The following is an 18,669-nucleotide window of genomic DNA, read 5'->3' as shown; positions in this document are numbered from 1 at the left end:
CTTTATTGCCTTGCTGGTAGCTTGGATTGCCGCCCATCGCCTCAATGATTTTTATTCCCCGCCTCCGCCCCAGTTTGTTTGGTGGACTTGGTGGGGGCTGCCCAGTTTATTTTGGTGTTACGCCGCTATTATTCTGGTTGTTTTTACCTACGCTGGTTTATACCGCCCCCAAACCCATACCCAAAACTTTCTCGGCGTCATTAAACTGATCAGCTACGTTTTTCTCCTCACCCTGGTGGCGAAATATTTTTACGATCCAGCGATCGACCTGCCCCGTTCCCTATTTTTTTCGGCTTGGGGTACTAGCATTATTTTTGTCACCCTAGCCCGTTTTGTGACTAGCCTAGTCCTTAGTCCCCTGGAAAGTCGCCAAGCTATTCCCATTTTCCTCATCGCCACCTCCTACCGTATTCAGCACCTCACCGTCACCCTGGAGAGACGTTCCCAATACCGAGTGGTGGGGGTCGCCCTGGCCAGCACAGCCCACAGCCATCATACTTTGCAACAAATTTTGGCATCCGGGGCCCAGGAAGTTCTCGCCGAAGCCTTACCTGAAGCTGATTTAGCCTCTAGTTTGTACTGGCATTTACGGGGGGAAAACATTGCCCTCAGACTATTACCGTCCAGCCGGGATATGCTCTACCGCCGGGGCATGCCGGAAATTTTTGCTGGTCTGCCAACGGTGCGGGTGGAAATTCCCTTGCTGGTGGGGTTAGATTACCGCCTCAAAAGAGCTTTGGACTACGGTGGGGCTTTATTGGGCATTGCCTTGCTTTCTCCCCTATTTTTGGCGATCGCCATGGCCATCAAACTATCTTCCCCGGGCCCGGCTTTTTTCCGTCAGGAGCGGGTGGGACTCCAGGGCAAAACTTTTCAAATGTGGAAATTTCGTACCATGGTGGTCGATGCTCCCCTGCTCCAGCAACATCTAGAAGCCGCCAACGAAAACGATGATGGCATCATGTTCAAGCTCAAACGGGATCCCCGCATTATTCCCCTCGGACATTTTCTGCGCCGCAGTAGCTTGGATGAAATTCCCCAATTATTCAATGTGGTAATGGGGCAAATGAGTTTAGTGGGCCCCAGACCTCTGCCTCTCAGGGATGTGGAAAGGTTTGATGCCTGGCACCATATTCGTCATCAGGTAATGCCTGGAGTGACAGGACTATGGCAAATTTCTGGGCGATCGGATATTGGCAGTTTTGACGACGTGGCCCGCCTAGACTTGTACTATATTGACAACTGGTCGTTAAACCTTGACTGGGACATTCTGGTGGAAACAGTCAGAATATTATTGTTTAGGAAGGGGGCTTATTAGAAAGAGTGTTAAAAGTAGTTTTATCAGCCCTAAAGTCTTCCTTGATGTAACCAGTTTCGATTAAGAAAGCTCGCAGAGCATCGGGGTAAGAATCGTATTTAACCTCTTTTAAGCAGTTACTTTGGTCATCGTATTCCAAGCAATCGCTTAATCCCCAATCAGAGTCACGGTCGTAATATTTGAGCATGGTCTGCCAGCTATCATCCAGTTCTCCGATTAGGGCTTTATTCGCCACGTAGGCCGCCAAAAACCCGTTCTTTTCCCAATCTTGCCCCATGATTTCCGGCAATTCTTTTTCCATGGACTGGGCATTTTCTCGATGGATGAACTGAAAACGAGGTTCAAAGGTAACGTCCACCAGCTCGCCGTTGCGTAGGGCAAAAATTTGGGCCGGGGCCGCACTACCGGCATAGGAGGAAAAACGGTAAAGAAAACGGTTGTCTATTTCAGCGTACTCATACCAACCATCCCCATCTAAGTCGGCGGCTTCGTGGGGGCCACCATTAAATAAACCCAAATCCACCACGGACCAATCCTGTCCCTGGGCTTGACTGGTAATGATTTTGACTTCGTTACAACAATGAGCCCCGCCGGTATAAGTGGCAAAGACTACTGCGGGATAGGGGTTATCGGGATCCATTTTGGTGACCTGGATCAAGGCAACAGGCATGGAGGACTCGGTGCCTTCCAGGGTGGCGACGGTTTTACCTTTGAACTTAACAGTGACCGTGGGAAACCAACTTTCATAGCCGTCTTGTTTTTCCTGGCGATAACTAATGCTAGCACTGACATCATCCTGTTCTACTTGCCCCTTTAACTTTGGTTCGTCACTGCTGGAGTCAAAAGTCTCAAAAATGTAGGGATCCAGATTTTGGGACTGGGCTGAAAATTGCACGGGTAGAGCGAGGGCAAGCCCAGTTAAAGCAATCAAGAAACCTTTGCGTAAACCCATAGCGTTAATCCCCAAAACCTAAAATCATCTACCATTGTGGCAGTAATTTTGTGGCATAGATTAATTTTTTGCCTAGGCAGTAACTAAACTTAAAGCTTCCCCAGTGAGACTAAAGGCCCGGGCTTCGGTAATTTTTACTGGTACCGTTTTACCCAAAAGTTCGCCAATCTCTCCTTGGAAGAAAGTTAAGCGGTTGCCCCTGGTGCGTCCCATCACTTGCCCTGGACTCTTGAGGTTTTCCCCTTCCACCAACACTTCTTCCACTCGCCCCAGATAACGCTGGGAACGTTCCATGGCCTGGGTAGAAACCAAATGATTTAGCCTCTGTAGGCGATCGCCTTTGACTTCTTCAGAAAGTTGATTATCCCAGAAAGCGGCGGGGGTGCCGGGGCGGGGAGAATAGGCAGCGGTGTTAAGCAGGTCAAAACCCACTTCTTCAATCAAATTAAGGGTATTTTCAAACTGGGCTTCCGTTTCCCCAGGAAAACCAACAATCACATCGGCACTAATGGCCGCATCGGGCATATAGCGGCGAATTTTTTCAATAATTTGTAGATATTTCTCCCTGGTGTAGCCCCGTTTCATGGCCTTAAGAATGTCGTTATCCCCCGACTGGAAGGGAATATGGAAATGTTCACACACCTTGGGCAATTCTTGGCAGGCTTGAATTAACCGTTCGGTGAAATAACGGGGATGGCTAGTGGCAAACCGCAGGCGATCGATCCCCTCAATGTCATGGACGTGGTAGAGCAAATCGGTCAGGGTATGGAGATGGCGGCCCGAGGGAGTAGTGCCCGGTAAATCCCGGCCGTAGGCATCAATGTTTTGCCCCAGCAGGGTGACTTCCTTAAATCCCTGTTGGGCTAGGACTGCCATTTCCCCATAAATTGCCTCTGGGGTACGGGATTGTTCTACTCCTCGCACATTGGGCACCACACAATAACTACAGCGTTCATTACAACCGTAGATAATATTCACCCAGGCACTAACGGTACTTTCCCGCCGGGGTTTGGTGATGTCCTCCATAATGTGCAAGCTTTCCGTCGCCACCACCTGACTACCCGCCCACACCTGTTCTAGTAACTGATCTAGTCGATTAGCATGTTGGGGGCCCATTACTAAGTCCAACTCTGGCACCCGCCGCAATAACTGTTCTCCTTCCTGTTGGGCCACACAGCCCGCCACCACCAGGGTTAATTCTGGTTCCGTTTGTTTGCGTTTGGCCTGTCTTCCCAGGTAGGAGTAGACTTTTTGCTCGGCGTTGTCTCGGATGGAACAGGTATTGTAGAGGACTAAATCCGCCTGGTTGGGGTCATCGGTATAGGTCATGCCCAAATTGTCTAGAATGCCGGCCATCCTTTCCGAGTCCGCCTTATTCATCTGACAGCCAAAGGTAATAATGTGATAGCGACGGTGAGAAACATTCATGGGAAACAGGGCAAAGCAATGAACAGCACAATGTCTGATTATAGTTCCCCGTCTTAACCCCTGGCTGTCCCCCAACCTGATAAATTGGACAGATATCAGTGATAGACATTTACTCGGATTTAATATGAGAGCTCTGGTTATTGGCGGTGATGGTTACTGTGGTTGGGCCACGGCACTGTATCTCTCTAACAAAGGCTATGAAGTCGGTATTTTGGACAGCCTAGTCCGCCGCTATTGGGATGCCCAGCTAGGGGCAGAAACCCTAACCCCGATCGCCCCCATCCGGCAACGCCTTGATCGTTGGTATGAGTTGACCGGCAAGAAGATCGACCTGTTCATTGGCGACATTAACGACTATCCCTTTTTGACCAATTCCCTCCGCCAGTTCCAGCCCGATGCGGTGGTGCATTTTGGGGAACAACGGTCGGCCCCTTTTTCCATGATTGACCGGGAACATGCAGTGTTGACCCAGGCCAATAACGTGTTGGGCAACTTGAATCTGCTCTATGCACTGAAGGAAGATTTCCCCGATTGTCATTTGGTGAAACTAGGCACCATGGGGGAATACGGTACGCCCAATATTGACATCGAAGAGGGCTACATCACCATCGAACACAAGGGGCGCAAAGACACCCTGCCCTACCCCAAACAACCCGGTAGTTTCTATCACCTCAGTAAGGTCCACGATAGTCACAACATCCACTTTGCTTGCAAAATTTGGGGTCTGCGGGCTACGGATTTGAACCAGGGCATCGTTTACGGGGTGCTCACCGATGAGACCGGCATGGATGAAATGCTGATCAACCGTCTTGATTATGACGGTGTATTTGGTACTGCTTTGAATCGTTTTTGTATCCAGGCGGCCATTGGCCATCCCCTGACGGTGTACGGCAAAGGTGGTCAAACCCGTGGTTTACTGGACATTCGGGATACGGTGCGCTGCATTGAACTGGCGATCGCCAACCCGGCCGATAAAGGTCAATTCCGGGTATTTAACCAATATACGGAACTATTCAGTGTCGGTGATCTAGCCCAAATGGTACAAAAAGCTGGTGCAGATCTCGGTCTGAAAGTGGAAATCGACCACTTGGAAAATCCCCGGGTGGAACTGGAAGAACATTACTTCAACGCCGTCAACACCAATCTGCTGGATCTGGGACTGCAACCCCACTTCCTGTCTGATTCTTTGCTTGATTCCCTGTTGAATTTTGCCACCAAGTACAAAGACCGGGTGGATCAAAAACATATTCTGCCGAAAGTTACCTGGCGTGGCTAGGTCTGGATGAAGGCTGCCCTCACTAGTTTGGTGGGGGTTTTCTTTAGCATTTTCTTGTCCAATACTTTCCCTGTCTGGTCATTCAGAAATGGCAACAAAAGTACGGGACATCATCAAATTGCTAGAATCAAATGGTTGGTTTTTGGTGAACACTGTTGGTAGTCATCGACAGTTTAAACATCCTACTAAAACTGGTAAAGTGACTGTCTCAGGAAAATTGAGTGATGATGTTCGCAAAGGAACCTTAGCCAGTATCCTCAAACAGGCAGGATTGAAATGATTGATCGATATCTTGTGGTCTTAGAAAAAAGTGACACAGGCTTTTCTGCTTACTGTCCCGACGTGCCCGGCTGTATCGCCACCGGGGAAAACTTGGAAGAAACTACAGCACAAATGAAATCGGCTCTGGGGTTACATCTAGCAGATATGGATTCCTTGCCTCAACCAAGGGGTATTGAATCCTATTTGGAAGCCTTGCAGGATTCCGCTGGGGAAGAATTTTTCCTAACCCACATTGCCCCGGAAAAAATCTTAGTTAATTTTTAAATTTTTTATTGTTTCATTCTTAAAAACTATGGCTGATCCCCTTACTCCGGCTATCAGTGACCGCATTTGTAAGCACATGAATGAAGACCACGCCTCGGCGATCGCCCTTTATGCCCAAGTGTTTGGCCAACAGACTGACGTGACTACTGCCCAGATGCAGGCCATTGACCCCACGGGCATGGATTTAGTGGTGGAAAGTGATGGGGGTGCCAAAACCATCCGCATCGAATTTGAGCAACCCCTGAAGGATTCGGAAGATGCCCACCAAGTATTGATTGCCATGGCTAAACAGGCCCGGAGTTCGGGGAAAAATAGCTAATTTGCTCCATTGGGTTCGTGTTGCTTCGCCAAATATTAAACGTCAATGCCGGCCTCCGCTAATAGTGCCTTGAGGCGAACGTTTTCTGCTTCCGCCAACTCGGCCCGGAGTTTTTCCCGCTCAGCTCGTTGAAACTCTTGCTCTGCCTGGGTTGCTAATGCCACTGTGGAGAGAAAAGGTCGCCCGTCGGGGTAATAAACCCGCAAAGTCTCGGCATCCAACTCAAATTTTATGCCCAGTACAGGGCTAACCCAATTGCCCATCTCCTCAATAATGGTCAACTCTCCGTCAATTCGTTGCAACCCAGTGAGTTCATTGTCATCCGGATCGTAAATATAGTACTCTTCGACGCCATGATGGTCATAGAATTTTAACTTTTTGGTCATTTCCTTGAGGGTATTGCCGGGGGATAAAATTTCAAACACCACCTGGGGCGGTTGGTTATTTTCCTGCCACTGACGGTAGGAACCTCGTTTGCCCTTGGGTCTGCCCAAAGCCACCATCACGTCCGGTGCCACACGAATTTCTGGATGCCCTTCCACCGGGTACCACAGCAGGTCTCCCCCCACAAATACCTCCGGGTTTTGGGCGAAGAGACATTCCAAATTTTCTTTGAGGAGGACAATCCACTCAAATTGTTCTGTGTTGTCGGCCATGGGCTGTCCATCGCTGTCGGGGTAAATGATTTCTCGGTCGAGGGCTACGGTCATGGGGTTAATCCTCGCAATTTTTTCTCCAGTCTAGACAATGCCTTGCCATGGTGGAATTTTGGCTGAGTGGGCTGAATGGCAATGGTGATGGCAAAGTTTGGGCTTTCAAGACTTTAACCATTTATCTTCGTCGGAACTATCCTTGGCGATCGCCAGGTAGCCGTAACCTTTGGGGGACTGGTCGATGATCAAAATTTCCTGGTTATGGTGGGGAATTACGGTGGCCCAATCCGGTAGGCTGACGCTCAAAGTTAGTAGGTTGCCAGCATTGTCGTAAACGTGGGCTTGGCCGATGGTGCCATTGGCTAGGTAGGGTAATTTTTTTGAGGTGACAGTGCCGGTGCAACCAATGACTCGCTCTGCACTGACATCTTGACTAAAGGTTTTAAATAAATTGGCGATCGGACGGGATGCCAGGCGACCAAGCCAAAGACTGATGGCCAGGGAAACCAGGAAAATTATCCCAGCCCAACCCAGCAGTTCAGTAGGCATAGTGCCCGTTACCGTAGCGACAGCCACATTGAGTATCCAACCAATTACTCCCCAGAGGCTAAAATCAATACCGAGGAGAATCATTAATGGAACTTTGCCCAAACCAAAAAAGGAGAGTACTTGCAGAGCTATGGGCACCGCTTCCCCTTCTTCCATCGCTCCCCCCTCATCAAGCTCCACGTCTAAATGGGTGATGTCCACATCGGAGCCAGCTTCTAAGGACATTTCTACGTCCAGGTCTTCATCTCCATCACCGGAGATAATCATTAACCCCAGGCAGAGCACTCCCACCGCCAGCAGCAACCAGTAGGGCAAATTAGCTAAGTGGAAAAGCATAATGGTGGCATTCCTTGATATTAGCGATGGTTTTTGGGCAGACGCACCGGCGCCGGATTGAGGGGACAAAGGAGTTGGTTGAGGGTACGGAGTTGTTCCACTGTGCCCAGGCAAATGAGGGCGTCGGCATCCAGTAAATGGGTGTCCCCCATGGGTCCCACAATTAATTTATGGTCTTGGCGGCGAATGGCCAGAATTAATGCCCCCGATTGGGCCCGGAGTTGGGCTTCCCGCAAGCTTTGGCCAATGTAGGGACAGTCTTGGGCCCCAATACGAAATTCTTCCATATAAAAAGACCGATCCGCCCCAGTCAAGATGCCATCGACAAAACTTACCACCTGGGGCCGCAATGCCGCCGCTGCTAGCCTTTTACCTCCGGTAATGTAGGGAGAAACTACCTCATCCGCCCCGGCCCGTTTCAGTTTTTGCACCGCTTCTTCCGAACTAGCCCTGGCGATCGCCCGAATTTCAGGATTGAGGGTTTTGGCGGAAAGCACGGTGTAAAGATTTTCCGCATCGGAGGAAAGGGCAGAAACAATGCAAGTGGCCCGTTCAATATGGGCCGCCAGGAGAATTTCGTCCAAGGTGGCATCCCCCTGGAGGACAGCATAGTCCCTCAGCTTTGCTTGGATGATAACTTCTGGGGAAGCATCAATCACCACAAAGGGAATATTTTCCACCGCAAACTCAAAGGCAATTTGTTGCCCTGTGCGTCCATAGCCACACAGAATGTAATGGTCTGCCAATCGCTCAATCACCTTTTGCTCCTGCCGCCGGCGTAAACTGTCTTGAAAGTATCCCTGGATAAAGGCTTCGGTGAAACGATTTACCATGTAGCCGATGGTCAATAGGCCCATCAAAATCAGCAAAATGGTAAACAAACGGGATGCCGGACTGAGGGGATGGGTTTCCCCAAAGCCGACGGTGGCGAGGGTAATAGTGGTCATATAGAAGGCATCCAACCAAGTCCAGCCTTCTACGTACCTGTACCAGGCCGTGCCGATCACAAATAAGCCCGCTAGGGTAATGGCCCCGGCCATCAATTCCTGTCTTAACCTGCGCCCCTGGCGATCGATCAGATTTAACAGGTTTTCCTGACTTGGTGATCCCAATCCCATCCTAAAACCTCACTTAAAACAGGTCAGTCGATTTAAGATCAGGAGACAATTATTTCAGAGGGGTGACCCTACCCCTGCAGACCATATCCAAATTTGGCCAGTCTAACGCGTTAGGAGCCCCCCGTGACCTATTCCCCTGTTGTTGAACCCGTCGAACCCCAAGCTTTTGCCGTGACCGACCTATCCGCTGCCGCTGAGTTTAAAACTGAAGATTTTGATGCCTATGTGATGAACACCTATGGGCGTTTTCCCATTGCGATCGCCAAGGGTCAGGGAAGTACTTTGTGGGATACCCAGGGCAAAAGTTATCTCGATTTTGTCGCTGGCATTGCCACCTGTACCCTCGGCCACGCCCATCCAGCCCTAATTAATGCAGTTTCTGAGCAAATTCAAAAACTCCACCACGTCTCAAACTTATACTACATTCCTGAGCAGGGGGAACTGGCTAAATGGATTGTGGACCACTCCTGTGCGGACCGGGTTTTCTTCTGTAACTCCGGAGCAGAAGCCAACGAAGCAGCGATTAAATTGGTGCGAAAATATGCCCACACCGTCCTAGATTTCCTCGAACAGCCCGTTATCCTCACCGCCAAAGCCAGTTTCCACGGCCGCACCTTGGCCACCATCACCGCCACAGGTCAACCGAAATACCAGCAGTATTTTGACCCCCTCATGCCGGGCTTTGATTACGTACCCTATAACGATATCTGTGCCCTGGAAAATAAGGTGGCGGATTTAGACGAAGGTAATAGTCGGGTGGCGGCCATTTTCCTGGAACCGTTGCAGGGGGAAGGGGGAGTCCGCCCCGGGGATTTGGATTATTTCAAGCGGGTGCGGGACATTTGTGACCAAAACGATATTTTGCTGGTCTTTGACGAAGTGCAAGTAGGAGTAGGACGCACCGGCAAGCTGTGGGGTTACGAACATCTGGGAGTAGAGCCAGACATTTTCACCAGTGCCAAGGGCCTAGCCGGGGGCATTCCCATCGGGGCGATGATGTGCAAAAAATTCTGTGACGTGTTTGAGCCGGGCAACCATGCCAGCACCTTTGGCGGTAATCCCTTTGCCTGTGCTGCTGGGCTAGCGGTGTTACAAACCATCGAGGGCGATCGCCTGTTGGATAATGTCCAAGCCCGGGGGGAACAGCTACGGAGTGGTTTGGCGGAAATTAAAAATCAATATCCCACACTTTTTACCGAAGTCCGGGGTTGGGGCTTGATCAACGGCTTAGAAATTAGCGCCGAAAGTTCCCTTACCTCCATTGAAATTGTCAAAGCCGCCATGGAACAGGGTTTACTCCTAGCCCCCGCTGGTCCTAAGGTGTTGCGGTTTGTGCCCCCCCTGGTGGTAACAGAAGCAGAAATTGCCCAGGCCGTGGCAATTCTCCACAAGGCGATCGCCACCTTAGTTTAATCAGTTAACGGTCAAATAAATATCACACCGCTCTAGTTTTTTTATCTAAGTCTGGGGCGGTTTATTATTGGAAAATCGAGCCATTAGTCTAGTGGGCTTACTGGCACTTTTGCTCCTTGCTATACCATGAAAAACCTGTGGCAATTGCCCGATCCCTTACCGGATCAAGAACAATTTGACCTGCTACTGCAAAATCAAAATATTACTTTGGAACGAATTATTTCCACTGGGCAGATTACTCCAGAGGGGAAATGGTATGACCAAGACCGCACAGAATGGGTAGTATTGTTGCAGGGAAAAGCGGAAATAACCTACGATACCGGTGCAGTGATTAACCTTAATAAAGGGGATTATTTGCTTATTCCCGCCCGGCAAAAACATCGGGTAACATTTACCAGCAATGAACCACCCTGCATTTGGCTAGCCTTACATTTTGATTAAATTACTCATGGCCCCAGACCGTCAAGCCTTAAAGCAAAAACTATTCACACTGATCCAGCCTCTACAAAAAGCCAAGCGGGGTGCCCCCCTCACCAACCGTACTTTACCGGCAAATACTTCCAACCAAATCGAAGCCCTAGTAACGGCGATCGAAGCCCTCAATCCTAACTTGTCACCGTTGTTATACTCACCCCAATTACTAGATGGCAATTGGTTACTAAACTATTCCACTGCTAGGGAAATTAGATCCCTAGATAAGCTGCCCCTAGGACTAAAAGTTGGCCGTATTTATCAAATCATTAACGTCCCCAATCAATCGTTTCTAAATCAAGCTTTTGTTTACCATCCCCTCGGCCTGGCTAAGGGTTATGTCAAAGTGACAGCAAAGTTTGAGATTGCCAAACCGACTGGGGCAGTGTTGCCCGATAAACGCATCAATGTGGAATTTCTCGAAAGGATAATTTCTGTGCAAAAACTAATGGGTGTGCCTACCCCCAAGTTAGATCCAGCCAAAGTTGTGCCAGCCCGATCGCCGGAGGGAAGAATTCCCTTCTTAGAAATCACCTATCTTGATGAGGATTTGAGAATCGGCAGGGGTGGCGAAGGTAGCCTATTTGTTTTGTCAAAAGTGGACCAGGTTACTCCATAGCATTGACTTATGATTGGGAGCAGGTACCAATGAAAACTAAGTTGGCAATGATATTAGTTTTTAACTGTTTATTTTCCGTCTTCATTAATCCTGGTATGCGGGCAGAAGAAAGCATCAACGCCGCCGATTGTAGCTTTAATGGTTACCCCCTCTACGGCAAAATTCAATTAGTTGATTCTTTTCCCGATCTCACAGTGCAGGTGGTCAATGCCTTTCCCAATCTTAAGGTACAACTAGTAGAGAGTTTCCCCAATCAATGTGGGCTATGGCAAATTGTGACCTCCTTTCCCGATACCAAAATTAAAATTGTTGAATCATTTCCCGACGTTAAAATTCAGTACGTGGATAGTTTTCCTGGGCTGCCGTAGCGCCCATTGCTTTAAATGTTTTTCGGGCATAGCAATAACAAAAGAAAGTTTTTTATTCCCTTTAATAGGATTAGGCACAGATTAGTCTAGCAACGCCGCTCCATGCCAATCAATATGCTCACCCATCAAACTGGAAATGAAGTAATAGCTGTGGTCGTAGCCCGGTTGCAACCGGAGGGTGAGGGGATGGTTAGCTGCTTCGCAAGCCGCTTGGAGTAACTCTGGCCGCAGTTGGGTGGTGAGGAACTGATCGGCGTCCCCATAGTCCACCAAAAGGGGTAGCCGCTCCGGGGCGGATTGAATCAAAGCACAGGTATCCCACGGTTGCCAGCTCAACTGGTCATCCCCTAAATAAGCTTGGAAAGCTTTTTGTCCCCAAGGTACTTTGCTGGGGGCAACAACCGGGGCAAAGGCTGAAACACTGCGATAACGACCAGGATTACGCAGGGCAATGACCAGGGCACCATGACCCCCCATGGAATGGCCAAAAATACTCCGGGCATTGGTGGCGGGAAAATTATTCTCAACCCATGTAGGCAGTTCTTGCACCACATAATCATACATACGGTAATGGGCGGCCCAGGGCGGTTGGGTGGCATTGAGATAGAAGCTGGCCCCCATACCCAAGTCATAATCTTCAGAGTCAACTATGCCCTCACCCCGGGGACTGGTGTCCGGTGCCACAACAATTAGTCCATACTTTGCGGCGTGTTGCTGTAAACCCGCTTTGGTGATGGCATTTTGTTCCGTGCAGGTGAGGCCAGACAGCCAGTACAAAACTGGGCAACGTTGGTTGCTGGCCTGGGGCGGCAGATAAATACCAACGTTCATGGCGCAATTGAGCACAGCACTGTGATGGCGGTAAACGCTCTGCCAACCCCCGAAGCTAGCGTGGTGTTCTAATCGTTCCATGGGTTGAATTAATAATGAATAACACTGCGAATTGATTTGCCTTCGTGCATGAGGTCAAAGGCTTGATTAATCTCGCTGAGGGTCATGGTGTGGGTGACAAAGGGGGCCAGTTCAATCTCCCCCCGCATGGATTGTTCCACCATCCCCGGCAGTTGGGAACGGCCTTTAACACCACCAAAAGCTGTGCCCATCCATCTGCGACCGGTGACAAGCTGGAATGGTCTGGTGGAAATTTCTTGGCCAGCCCCCGCCACGCCAATGATCACCGATTGCCCCCAACCCCGGTGGGCACATTCCAGGGCAGAACGCATTACCTCCACATTGCCAATGCATTCAAAGGAGTGGTCCACTCCCCAGCCGGTCATCTCGACAATGACTTGCTGAACGGGTTGGTCATGGTCCTTTGGATTAATACAGTCGGTGGCCCCCATCTGTTTGGCAAGCTCAAATTTGGCTGGGTTGGTGTCGATGGCAATGATGCGGCCAGCTTTAGCCTGTCTGGCCCCCTGCACCACCGCAAGGCCGATGCCCCCCAGGCCGAATACCGCCACTGAGTCCCCCGGTTGCACTTTGGCAGTATTGTGTACAGCACCAATGCCCGTGGTGACGCCACACCCCAGGAGGCAAACGTGTTCGTGGTTAGCCTCAGAATTAATTTTGGCCAGGGAAACTTCGGCAACGACGGTATATTCACTAAACGTACTACAACCCATGTAATGGTAGAGGGGTTGGCCGTTGTAGGAAAAGCGACTTGTACCGTCCGGCATGACCCCTTTCCCCTGGGTGGCCCGCACTGAAACGCACAGATTGGTTTTGCCAGAACGACAAAATAAACACTCCCCACATTCGGCCGTGTAGAGGGGAATAACGTGGTCTCCCGGTTGAACACTGGTTACCCCTGCCCCTACTTCAACCACAATTCCTGCCCCCTCATGGCCCAGCACCACAGGGAAAAGTCCTTCTGGATCATCGCCGCTGAGGGTAAATGCGTCCGTGTGGCAGACTCCGGTATGGGTGATCTTAACCAGGACTTCCCCTTGCTTAGGTGGGGCCACATCTATTTCTACGATTTGCAAGGGTTGGCCCACTTCAAAGGCAACGGCGGCGCGGGATTTCATAGCAGATCCTTAACGTTGAAGGGAATAACGGGTGCGGCAGGATTCGAACCTGCGACCGTCCGCTTAGAAGGCGGATGCTCTATCCACTGAGCTACGCACCCAGGCTTGCTACTGAAAACTATTCTCCCATATTTTTTGAGGCTAAGGTTTCACCGTTGCAGGCAGGTTCCCAACCTTGTGTCAAAATGGTTAACGGCCGGATTTTAGCCGCCCCCGATGGAATGCCAAAACTTGGTTGATCTTGGCGGAGTTCAATTACCCTGGCCAAGTTTGATTTCTGGTCCCACGGAATCTAAAAGTTTTAATTATTTTTTATTTTTGTCCCTTTGCCCATGACTGCCACCCTTGCCGCTCCCAGCAAAACCCGCCGTGTTGTTTTTCCTTTTACGGCGATCGTTGGTCAAGATGAAATGAAGTTGGCTCTGTTGCTCAATGTCATTGATCCCAAAATTGGCGGTGTAATGATCATGGGCGATCGGGGCACTGGGAAATCCACCACCATTAGGGCCTTGGCGGATTTGTTACCGGAAATTGAAGTGGTGGCCAATGATCCTTTTAACTCTTCCCCCCATGATCCGGAAATGATGAGTGAGGAAGTACGCATCCGGGTGGATAGCCAAGAGCCCCTGGCCATTGTTAAAAAGAAAGTCACCATGGTGGACTTACCCCTAGGCGCAACGGAGGACCGGGTGTGTGGCACCATCGACATTGAAAAAGCTCTTTCAGAAGGGGTTAAGGCCTTTGAACCGGGTCTATTGGCTAAGGCCAACCGGGGCATTTTGTATGTGGATGAAGTCAACCTCTTGGACGATCACCTAGTGGATGTGTTGTTGGACTCCGCCGCTGGGGGCTGGAATACGGTGGAGCGGGAAGGTATTTCCATTCGCCATCCGGCCCGATTTGTCTTGGTTGGTTCCGGTAACCCTGAGGAAGGGGAATTGCGACCTCAATTATTAGACCGATTTGGTATGCACGCTGAAATTCGCACTGTGAGGGAACCGGCCCTGCGGGTAAAAATTGTGGAGCAACGGACGGAATTTGACCAAAATCCCCAGCCCTTCTGTGACCATTATCAAACGGAACAGGAAGCGTTGCAGGCAAAAATTGTTAACGCCCAAACTCGGCTTCCCCAGGTGACCATTGATTATGACTACCGGGTGAAGGTGTCTGAAGTTTGCGCCGAGCTAGATGTGGATGGATTACGGGGGGACATTGTTACCAACCGGGCCGCCAAGGCGATCGCCGCTTTTGAGGGGCGCACTGAAGTAACCGTAGATGACATCAGCCGGGTGATTGTACTTTGTTTGCGCCATCGTTTACGGAAAGATCCCCTAGAGTCCATTGATTCTGGCAGTAAGGTGGAAAAGGTATTTAAACGGGTTTTTGGCATTGTCGATGAAGTTTAGGTTTTTTGCCATTCCCCCTTTAGTTTTTGCTGGGTAAGTGAGGGTAAACATTGGTGAAACCGTCCCTTCCTAGGAATTTCCCCTCATCAAGGGGGCTGGGGGATAGGGGGTAAAACCTATGCTTAGTTTAATTACATCTATCTAGTTAATCCATGGCTGTACATTCTGAACCCGATTGGCTCTGGCGGGGGACGGCGGAAATTTTTCCCCACAATGCTGATTCCCACAACTCCTTGGAAAATTTGGGGGTTTTAATCCAGGGCGATCGCCCTTTGCGGATCAAGCTGGGCATTGATCCCACGGGCACGGACATTCACCTCGGCCATAGCATTCCCTTTCGCAAATTGCGGGCTTTTCAGGATGCGGGCCACACAGCGGTGGTAATTATTGGCGATTTCACGGCCCAAATTGGTGATCCGACTGGAAAATCGGAGGTGCGGAAACAGTTAACGGCGGATCAGGTGAAGCGTAATGCGGAAAGTTACCTGGCTCAGTTGCGCCCCATTTTAGATTTTGATACCCCTGGAAGGTTGGAAATCCGCTACAACTCGGAGTGGTTGTCCCAATTGGATTTATCCCAAATCTTAGAGTTGCTGGCCAAGATGACGGTGGGGCAAATGTTGGCCAAGGAGGGGTTTGCGGAACGTTTCCAAAAGGAAAATCCCATCTTTTTACATGAATTTCTTTACCCTTTAATGCAGGGCTATGACTCCGTAGCAGTGCAAGCTGATGTGGAATTGGGTGGCACAGATCAAAAGTTTAATATTGCAGTCGGTCGGGACTTACAAAGACATTTTGGCTTGAAGCCCCAGTTCGGTTTGCTATTGCCAATTTTGTTGGGGACAGACGGACAACAAAAAATGTCTAAGTCCCTGAACAATTATGTGGGCTTACAGGAAGATGCCTTGTCCATGTATTCCAAGCTAGAAAAAACCCCCGATCGCCTTTTGGGGGAATACTTTGAGTTGCTGACTAAGTTAGATCTGGGTCAACTACCAGATAATCCGAGGGAGTGCCAAAAACTTTTAGCCAAAGAAGTTACCAGTCAGTTTCATGGAATGGAAGGGGCGATCGCCGCCCAGGAAACAGCGGAGGCCATTGTTACCCAGGGGAAAGCGGGCAATACGGACAGTGTGCCGGAATTTTGCCTAGGGGAAGTTACCTTTCCGGTTAAATTGGCCTATCTCCTTAGTGCCACCGGCCTATGCCCCAGTAGTAGTGAGGGTCGGCGTCAAATTAAGGGAGGAGCCGTGCGTTTAGATGGCGATCGCCAGTCAGATGTTAACCAGGAATACCAACAACCGCAGGATTTAGACGGCAAAGTACTCCAGGTAGGCAAGAAAAAATTTATTCGCTTCACGGTGAATTAGTAGTTAAAATAGTAGATTGTGACTACTCTCTCCGTCGGCGATCGAGGTAGAATTGAGCCGAGCTGATTAGACCGGTCAATCCTGACCATTCCTGCCCGATTCATCAAGATTCAACCAATTGCTGCCCAACCTTAGAATTTAGGTCATCGCCCCCATGAACAATTTTGTTTTAATGGCCACCGTCATTCGGGAGCCGGAATTGCGCTTTACCAAAGAAAATCAAACCCCCGTCTGTGAATTCCTAGTGGAGTTCCCCGGTATAAGGGATGATTCCCCCAAGGAAAGTTTGAAAGTGGTTGGTTGGGGCAATTTGGCCAACACCATTAAAGAAACCTACCACCCAGGCGATCGCCTAATTATCGAAGGGCGCTTGGGCATGAACATGGTGGAGCGGCAGGAAGGCTTTAAGGAAAAACGGGCTGAGCTGACTGCCTCCCGCATTAGTTTGCTGGATAGCGGCAACGCCACCGCGCCTGGGCCATTATCCCCCCCCTTAGATGAGTTTGAGCCTGTCGATGCCAACGGCGGTACTGACGATATTCCCTTTTAACAAAAATGCCGTAGAATTCCCCTTCCTCCCTTGCAGAGAAGGGTAGTTCACGTTAGCTATGCTCAGTCAGATTTTTTTGTTAACCCTAAAATTTTCACAATGGCGGATTCCCTTCCCGATTTAGCTGATCTCAATCCCTTACCGTTTCTAACTGAGGCGGGGGAAATTGATCCGAGCTACGAAAAACGTATTGGGGTTTACGCCATTTTTGACCAGCATCAGACCCTGCAGTACGTGGGCTATTCCCGTAATCTAGCCATTAGCCTACTGCAGCATTTAGTGCGCCAACCGGAGCATTGCCATGGGCTCAAGGTACACACCATCGACCACCCCGATCGCCAACTATTAGTTCAAATTCAAAACCATTGGCTAACTGGACAAAATCCCCCTGGAAATGGTGATAGCCAGAAAATTTGGGCTGAATCCATCAACGTCCGGGATTATTGGACTCCGGAAGAGGCCGCTGCCGTTGCGGTCAGTGAACCAGGGGATACTCCCAAGCTCCTGAAAAAAATTGCCCGTAGGCTAGAGACTGAAGTATTGGCCAAACTGGAAGCCAGGGGCGTGGGGCAACCAATTCGCTTCAATCCTAAACTCAAAGAACAAGGGCTGTTGGACGTCACATAGGATTCAAGCTATAACCGTCCATTAAAATGAAGGGAATCCAAGAATTGTGTCGATGTGGCTAAATTTTCTGGGGTTATTGCCCTCGACGGTTTTGACCCTGCTGTTGATCGCCATTGCGTTTTTGAGGTTCTATGACCAAACCGACTTTGAATTCCTCGGACTTGTTGCCAACCCCCGGGGGTGGAGCAATGGACTCACCGTGGCGGCCCTCTTGGCTACACTGGCTAATTTCGGCGTTGAGTGGAACCCTCGAAATCGAGAAGCAAATCGCTTGGCTCAAGAAGAGCAACGAAGAGCGGAAGATCTTGCACGAGCAGGGGATGAAAGAGCTGAGGAAAGGCAACGCAGAGCTAGAGCAGAAGATATACAACTCGCCGAACTAGAATCGAAACTCGATGCCGTATTGCCGAAATCCAGTTTCAGCTTGACCCCTCCGAATCCAACCGACGAAGCTTAAGAATTGCCTTAGCAGTATTGGCAGAATTATGGAGATTTGTTTTAACTTTCGGTTGATCAACAGCGATCGCCTTTGCGGTGGCGGCCCGTCTAGAGTCGGAAATTTTGCCGACAATAATGTTCTAACCTACATTCCGCAGGCTCTACCAATAGTTACTAAATTTTCGGGAAAACACTACAGATAGCGTAGTTTTCTAGTATTGATTGACTGGGAGTCAAGAGGCAAACCCCGAAATAGGCTTGCCGTCGTACTCGATTTCAGACGAAGGTGTACTACGTGCGGAATGTAGGTTCTAAATAGGTCAAGCTATCCCACTTCCGTCAGTCTAGGCAAATGAGTAGTGAAATTTATTCCATAAATTTACTAAATATTTTAATCTATCAAGGTCATTAACCTTGTTAAAGAGCTTAGCTAATTCTGCTAAAAGGTGGGCAATTGGAAACACTTTGAGCTATTTTTTGATAAGACTTATTACGTTAAGTACGAACATCACAAATCTAAGATTATTCAACCAGGTCTTCCAACCTTTTTTTGCCTTCCATTGCTCATGATTTTGATGAGATTTTGATATGGCATTCACTGTCGGATTAAAATCCTCATCATAAAGGCAAATCATGCAATATGCACACATCACTAATTCCCACCATTTTTGGATTTGCTCATGATGAGTTACCCTAAAATCTGCCCATCCTAATTTACTTTTGCATTGCCTAAATCCATATTCCATCCATGCCTTGGCATTGTCTGCTTAGGGAGTGAGAGCTAGAATTGTTACGCAGTATAAGGTTGAAAAAAATGAACTGTATCTATTGTGAAAGTGAACGGGTAGTGAAAAATGGAAGAAAGAAGCTGAAGACGAGACA

At 49.3% G+C, this 18,669-nt stretch carries 21 protein-coding genes and 1 tRNA gene; 14 read left to right on the top strand and 8 right to left on the bottom strand.

Features of this window, described 5'->3' with window-relative positions:
* The coding region (locus IQ219_RS05350; protein ID WP_194071953.1) for a sugar transferase at positions 1–1,318 on the top strand (1,318 nt) is incomplete at its 5' end.
* Here the strand turns inward: IQ219_RS05350 and IQ219_RS05345 are convergent.
* Both IQ219_RS05345 and miaB read right to left on the bottom strand, forming a co-directional pair.
* Positions 1,299–2,270, bottom strand: a complete 972-nt coding sequence (locus IQ219_RS05345; protein ID WP_194071952.1) for a hypothetical protein — start codon at positions 2,268–2,270, stop codon at positions 1,299–1,301. The genes IQ219_RS05350 and IQ219_RS05345 overlap by 20 nt on opposite strands.
* A 72-nt stretch (positions 2,271–2,342) precedes the next feature.
* Positions 2,343–3,698, bottom strand: a complete 1,356-nt coding sequence (gene miaB / locus IQ219_RS05340) for a tRNA (N6-isopentenyl adenosine(37)-C2)-methylthiotransferase MiaB (RefSeq protein WP_194071951.1) — start codon at positions 3,696–3,698, stop codon at positions 2,343–2,345.
* A gap of 124 nt (positions 3,699–3,822) precedes the next feature.
* Between miaB and IQ219_RS05335 the strand changes: the two genes are divergently transcribed.
* The 4 genes from IQ219_RS05335 to IQ219_RS05320 all read left to right on the top strand — a co-directional run bounded on the left by IQ219_RS05335 (position 3,823) and on the right by IQ219_RS05320 (position 5,839).
* On the top strand, positions 3,823–4,974 hold the full coding sequence (locus IQ219_RS05335; protein WP_190599075.1) for an NAD-dependent epimerase/dehydratase family protein: 1,152 nt from the start codon (positions 3,823–3,825) through the stop codon (positions 4,972–4,974).
* A gap of 88 nt (positions 4,975–5,062) precedes the next feature.
* The gene (locus tag IQ219_RS05330) at positions 5,063–5,254 is read left to right on the top strand and encodes a type II toxin-antitoxin system HicA family toxin (protein ID WP_194071950.1); all 192 of its coding nucleotides are present in this window, start codon (positions 5,063–5,065) and stop codon (positions 5,252–5,254) included.
* Positions 5,251–5,520 (top strand): type II toxin-antitoxin system HicB family antitoxin, encoded by a 270-nt coding sequence (locus IQ219_RS05325; RefSeq protein WP_194071949.1) that lies wholly within the window; start codon positions 5,251–5,253, stop codon positions 5,518–5,520. The genes IQ219_RS05330 and IQ219_RS05325 overlap by 4 nt, the downstream gene beginning before the upstream one ends.
* Positions 5,521–5,548: 28 nt before the next feature.
* Entirely contained in the window at positions 5,549–5,839 is a 291-nt protein-coding gene (locus IQ219_RS05320; RefSeq protein WP_194071948.1) for a DUF2470 domain-containing protein, read from the top strand.
* 35 nt (positions 5,840–5,874) lie between these two features.
* On the opposite strand, the gene IQ219_RS05315 is transcribed toward IQ219_RS05320, so the two are convergent.
* The 3 genes from IQ219_RS05315 to IQ219_RS05305 all read right to left on the bottom strand — a co-directional run bounded on the left by IQ219_RS05315 (position 5,875) and on the right by IQ219_RS05305 (position 8,495).
* A complete protein-coding gene (locus IQ219_RS05315) occupies positions 5,875–6,549 on the bottom strand; it encodes a Uma2 family endonuclease (RefSeq protein ID WP_194071947.1) in 675 nt (224 codons plus the stop codon).
* A gap of 105 nt (positions 6,550–6,654) precedes the next feature.
* Entirely contained in the window at positions 6,655–7,377 is a 723-nt protein-coding gene (locus IQ219_RS05310; RefSeq protein WP_194071946.1) for an OB-fold-containig protein, read from the bottom strand.
* A gap of 20 nt (positions 7,378–7,397) precedes the next feature.
* The gene (locus IQ219_RS05305) at positions 7,398–8,495 is read right to left on the bottom strand and encodes a TrkA family potassium uptake protein (protein ID WP_194071945.1); all 1,098 of its coding nucleotides are present in this window, start codon (positions 8,493–8,495) and stop codon (positions 7,398–7,400) included.
* A 123-nt stretch (positions 8,496–8,618) separates the two neighbouring features.
* On the opposite strand from IQ219_RS05305, the gene IQ219_RS05300 reads away from it, so the two are divergent.
* The 4 genes from IQ219_RS05300 (at position 8,619) to IQ219_RS05285 (ending at position 11,366) form a co-directional block, all read left to right on the top strand.
* A complete protein-coding gene (locus IQ219_RS05300; RefSeq protein ID WP_194071944.1) occupies positions 8,619–9,908 on the top strand; it encodes an aspartate aminotransferase family protein in 1,290 nt (429 codons plus the stop codon).
* Between the two features lie 126 nt (positions 9,909–10,034).
* Positions 10,035–10,349 carry a cupin domain-containing protein gene (locus IQ219_RS05295; RefSeq protein ID WP_194071943.1) on the top strand — a complete coding sequence of 105 codons (315 nt, stop codon included), beginning with the start codon at positions 10,035–10,037 and terminating at the stop codon, positions 10,347–10,349.
* A complete protein-coding gene (locus IQ219_RS05290) occupies positions 10,342–10,998 on the top strand; it encodes a PAP/fibrillin family protein (protein ID WP_228016725.1) in 657 nt (218 codons plus the stop codon). Before IQ219_RS05295 ends, IQ219_RS05290 begins: the two co-directional genes overlap by 8 nt.
* Positions 10,999–11,027: 29 nt before the next feature.
* On the top strand, positions 11,028–11,366 hold the full coding sequence (locus IQ219_RS05285) for a hypothetical protein (RefSeq protein WP_194071942.1): 339 nt from the start codon (positions 11,028–11,030) through the stop codon (positions 11,364–11,366).
* Between the two features lie 81 nt (positions 11,367–11,447).
* Here IQ219_RS05285 and fghA read toward each other — a convergent pair whose 3' ends face one another.
* The 3 genes from fghA to IQ219_RS05270 form a co-directional block, all read right to left on the bottom strand.
* Positions 11,448–12,278 carry an S-formylglutathione hydrolase gene (fghA, locus tag IQ219_RS05280; RefSeq protein ID WP_194020837.1) on the bottom strand — a complete coding sequence of 277 codons (831 nt, stop codon included), beginning with the start codon at positions 12,276–12,278 and terminating at the stop codon, positions 11,448–11,450.
* An 8-nt stretch (positions 12,279–12,286) separates the two neighbouring features.
* Positions 12,287–13,396: an S-(hydroxymethyl)glutathione dehydrogenase/class III alcohol dehydrogenase gene (locus IQ219_RS05275; RefSeq protein WP_194071941.1), complete on the bottom strand. Its 1,110-nt coding sequence runs from the start codon at positions 13,394–13,396 to the stop codon at positions 12,287–12,289.
* Between the two features lie 28 nt (positions 13,397–13,424).
* A tRNA-Arg gene (locus tag IQ219_RS05270) sits at positions 13,425–13,497 on the bottom strand.
* Positions 13,498–13,728: 231 nt separating this feature from the next.
* Here IQ219_RS05270 and bchI point away from each other — a divergent pair.
* From bchI to IQ219_RS05245, 5 genes are all read left to right on the top strand, one after another.
* Positions 13,729–14,802 carry a magnesium chelatase ATPase subunit I gene (gene bchI / locus IQ219_RS05265; RefSeq protein WP_190599614.1) on the top strand — a complete coding sequence of 358 codons (1,074 nt, stop codon included), beginning with the start codon at positions 13,729–13,731 and terminating at the stop codon, positions 14,800–14,802.
* 152 nt (positions 14,803–14,954) lie between these two features.
* On the top strand, positions 14,955–16,172 hold the full coding sequence (tyrS, locus tag IQ219_RS05260; protein WP_194020835.1) for a tyrosine--tRNA ligase: 1,218 nt from the start codon (positions 14,955–14,957) through the stop codon (positions 16,170–16,172).
* Between the two features lie 154 nt (positions 16,173–16,326).
* Positions 16,327–16,722, top strand: coding sequence for a single-stranded DNA-binding protein (locus tag IQ219_RS05255; protein ID WP_194071940.1), 396 nt, complete (start codon positions 16,327–16,329; stop codon positions 16,720–16,722).
* A gap of 99 nt (positions 16,723–16,821) precedes the next feature.
* Complete coding sequence (locus IQ219_RS05250; protein WP_194020833.1) at positions 16,822–17,349, top strand: GIY-YIG nuclease family protein; 528 nt, start codon at positions 16,822–16,824, stop codon at positions 17,347–17,349.
* A 52-nt stretch (positions 17,350–17,401) separates the two neighbouring features.
* The gene (locus IQ219_RS05245; RefSeq protein WP_228016724.1) at positions 17,402–17,806 is read left to right on the top strand and encodes a hypothetical protein; all 405 of its coding nucleotides are present in this window, start codon (positions 17,402–17,404) and stop codon (positions 17,804–17,806) included.
* The last annotated feature ends 863 nt before the right edge of the window (positions 17,807–18,669 follow it).

Origin of the sequence: Synechocystis sp. LEGE 06083 (assembly GCF_015207725.1) — a bacterium.
GTDB classification, from domain to species: domain Bacteria; phylum Cyanobacteriota; class Cyanobacteriia; order Cyanobacteriales; family Microcystaceae; genus Synechocystis; species Synechocystis salina.
Note: the sequence above shows the minus strand (reverse complement) of the source record. Positions and strands in the feature narration are given on the sequence as shown.

Bases quoted from the DNA above. Each gene is read 5' to 3' on its own strand.
- IQ219_RS05245 (WP_228016724.1), top strand. From the start codon at position 17,402: ATGTGGCTAAATTTTCTGGGGTTATTGCCCTCGACGGTTTTGACCCTG.
- IQ219_RS05320 (WP_194071948.1), top strand. From the start codon at position 5,549: ATGGCTGATCCCCTTACTCCGGCTATCAGTGACCGCATTTGTAAGCAC.
- IQ219_RS05305 (WP_194071945.1), bottom strand. From the start codon at position 8,495: ATGGGATTGGGATCACCAAGTCAGGAAAACCTGTTAAATCTGATCGAT.
- IQ219_RS05295 (WP_194071943.1), top strand. From the start codon at position 10,035: ATGAAAAACCTGTGGCAATTGCCCGATCCCTTACCGGATCAAGAACAA.
- IQ219_RS05310 (WP_194071946.1), bottom strand. From the start codon at position 7,377: ATGCTTTTCCACTTAGCTAATTTGCCCTACTGGTTGCTGCTGGCGGTG.
- IQ219_RS05315 (WP_194071947.1), bottom strand. From the start codon at position 6,549: ATGACCGTAGCCCTCGACCGAGAAATCATTTACCCCGACAGCGATGGA.
- IQ219_RS05285 (WP_194071942.1), top strand. From the start codon at position 11,028: ATGAAAACTAAGTTGGCAATGATATTAGTTTTTAACTGTTTATTTTCC.
- miaB (WP_194071951.1), bottom strand. From the start codon at position 3,698: ATGAATGTTTCTCACCGTCGCTATCACATTATTACCTTTGGCTGTCAG.
- IQ219_RS05330 (WP_194071950.1), top strand. From the start codon at position 5,063: ATGGCAACAAAAGTACGGGACATCATCAAATTGCTAGAATCAAATGGT.
- IQ219_RS05325 (WP_194071949.1), top strand. From the start codon at position 5,251: ATGATTGATCGATATCTTGTGGTCTTAGAAAAAAGTGACACAGGCTTT.
- fghA (WP_194020837.1), bottom strand. From the start codon at position 12,278: ATGGAACGATTAGAACACCACGCTAGCTTCGGGGGTTGGCAGAGCGTT.
- IQ219_RS05250 (WP_194020833.1), top strand. From the start codon at position 16,822: ATGGCGGATTCCCTTCCCGATTTAGCTGATCTCAATCCCTTACCGTTT.
- IQ219_RS05255 (WP_194071940.1), top strand. From the start codon at position 16,327: ATGAACAATTTTGTTTTAATGGCCACCGTCATTCGGGAGCCGGAATTG.
- bchI (WP_190599614.1), top strand. From the start codon at position 13,729: ATGACTGCCACCCTTGCCGCTCCCAGCAAAACCCGCCGTGTTGTTTTT.
- IQ219_RS05345 (WP_194071952.1), bottom strand. From the start codon at position 2,270: ATGGGTTTACGCAAAGGTTTCTTGATTGCTTTAACTGGGCTTGCCCTC.
- IQ219_RS05275 (WP_194071941.1), bottom strand. From the start codon at position 13,396: ATGAAATCCCGCGCCGCCGTTGCCTTTGAAGTGGGCCAACCCTTGCAA.
- IQ219_RS05335 (WP_190599075.1), top strand. From the start codon at position 3,823: ATGAGAGCTCTGGTTATTGGCGGTGATGGTTACTGTGGTTGGGCCACG.
- tyrS (WP_194020835.1), top strand. From the start codon at position 14,955: ATGGCTGTACATTCTGAACCCGATTGGCTCTGGCGGGGGACGGCGGAA.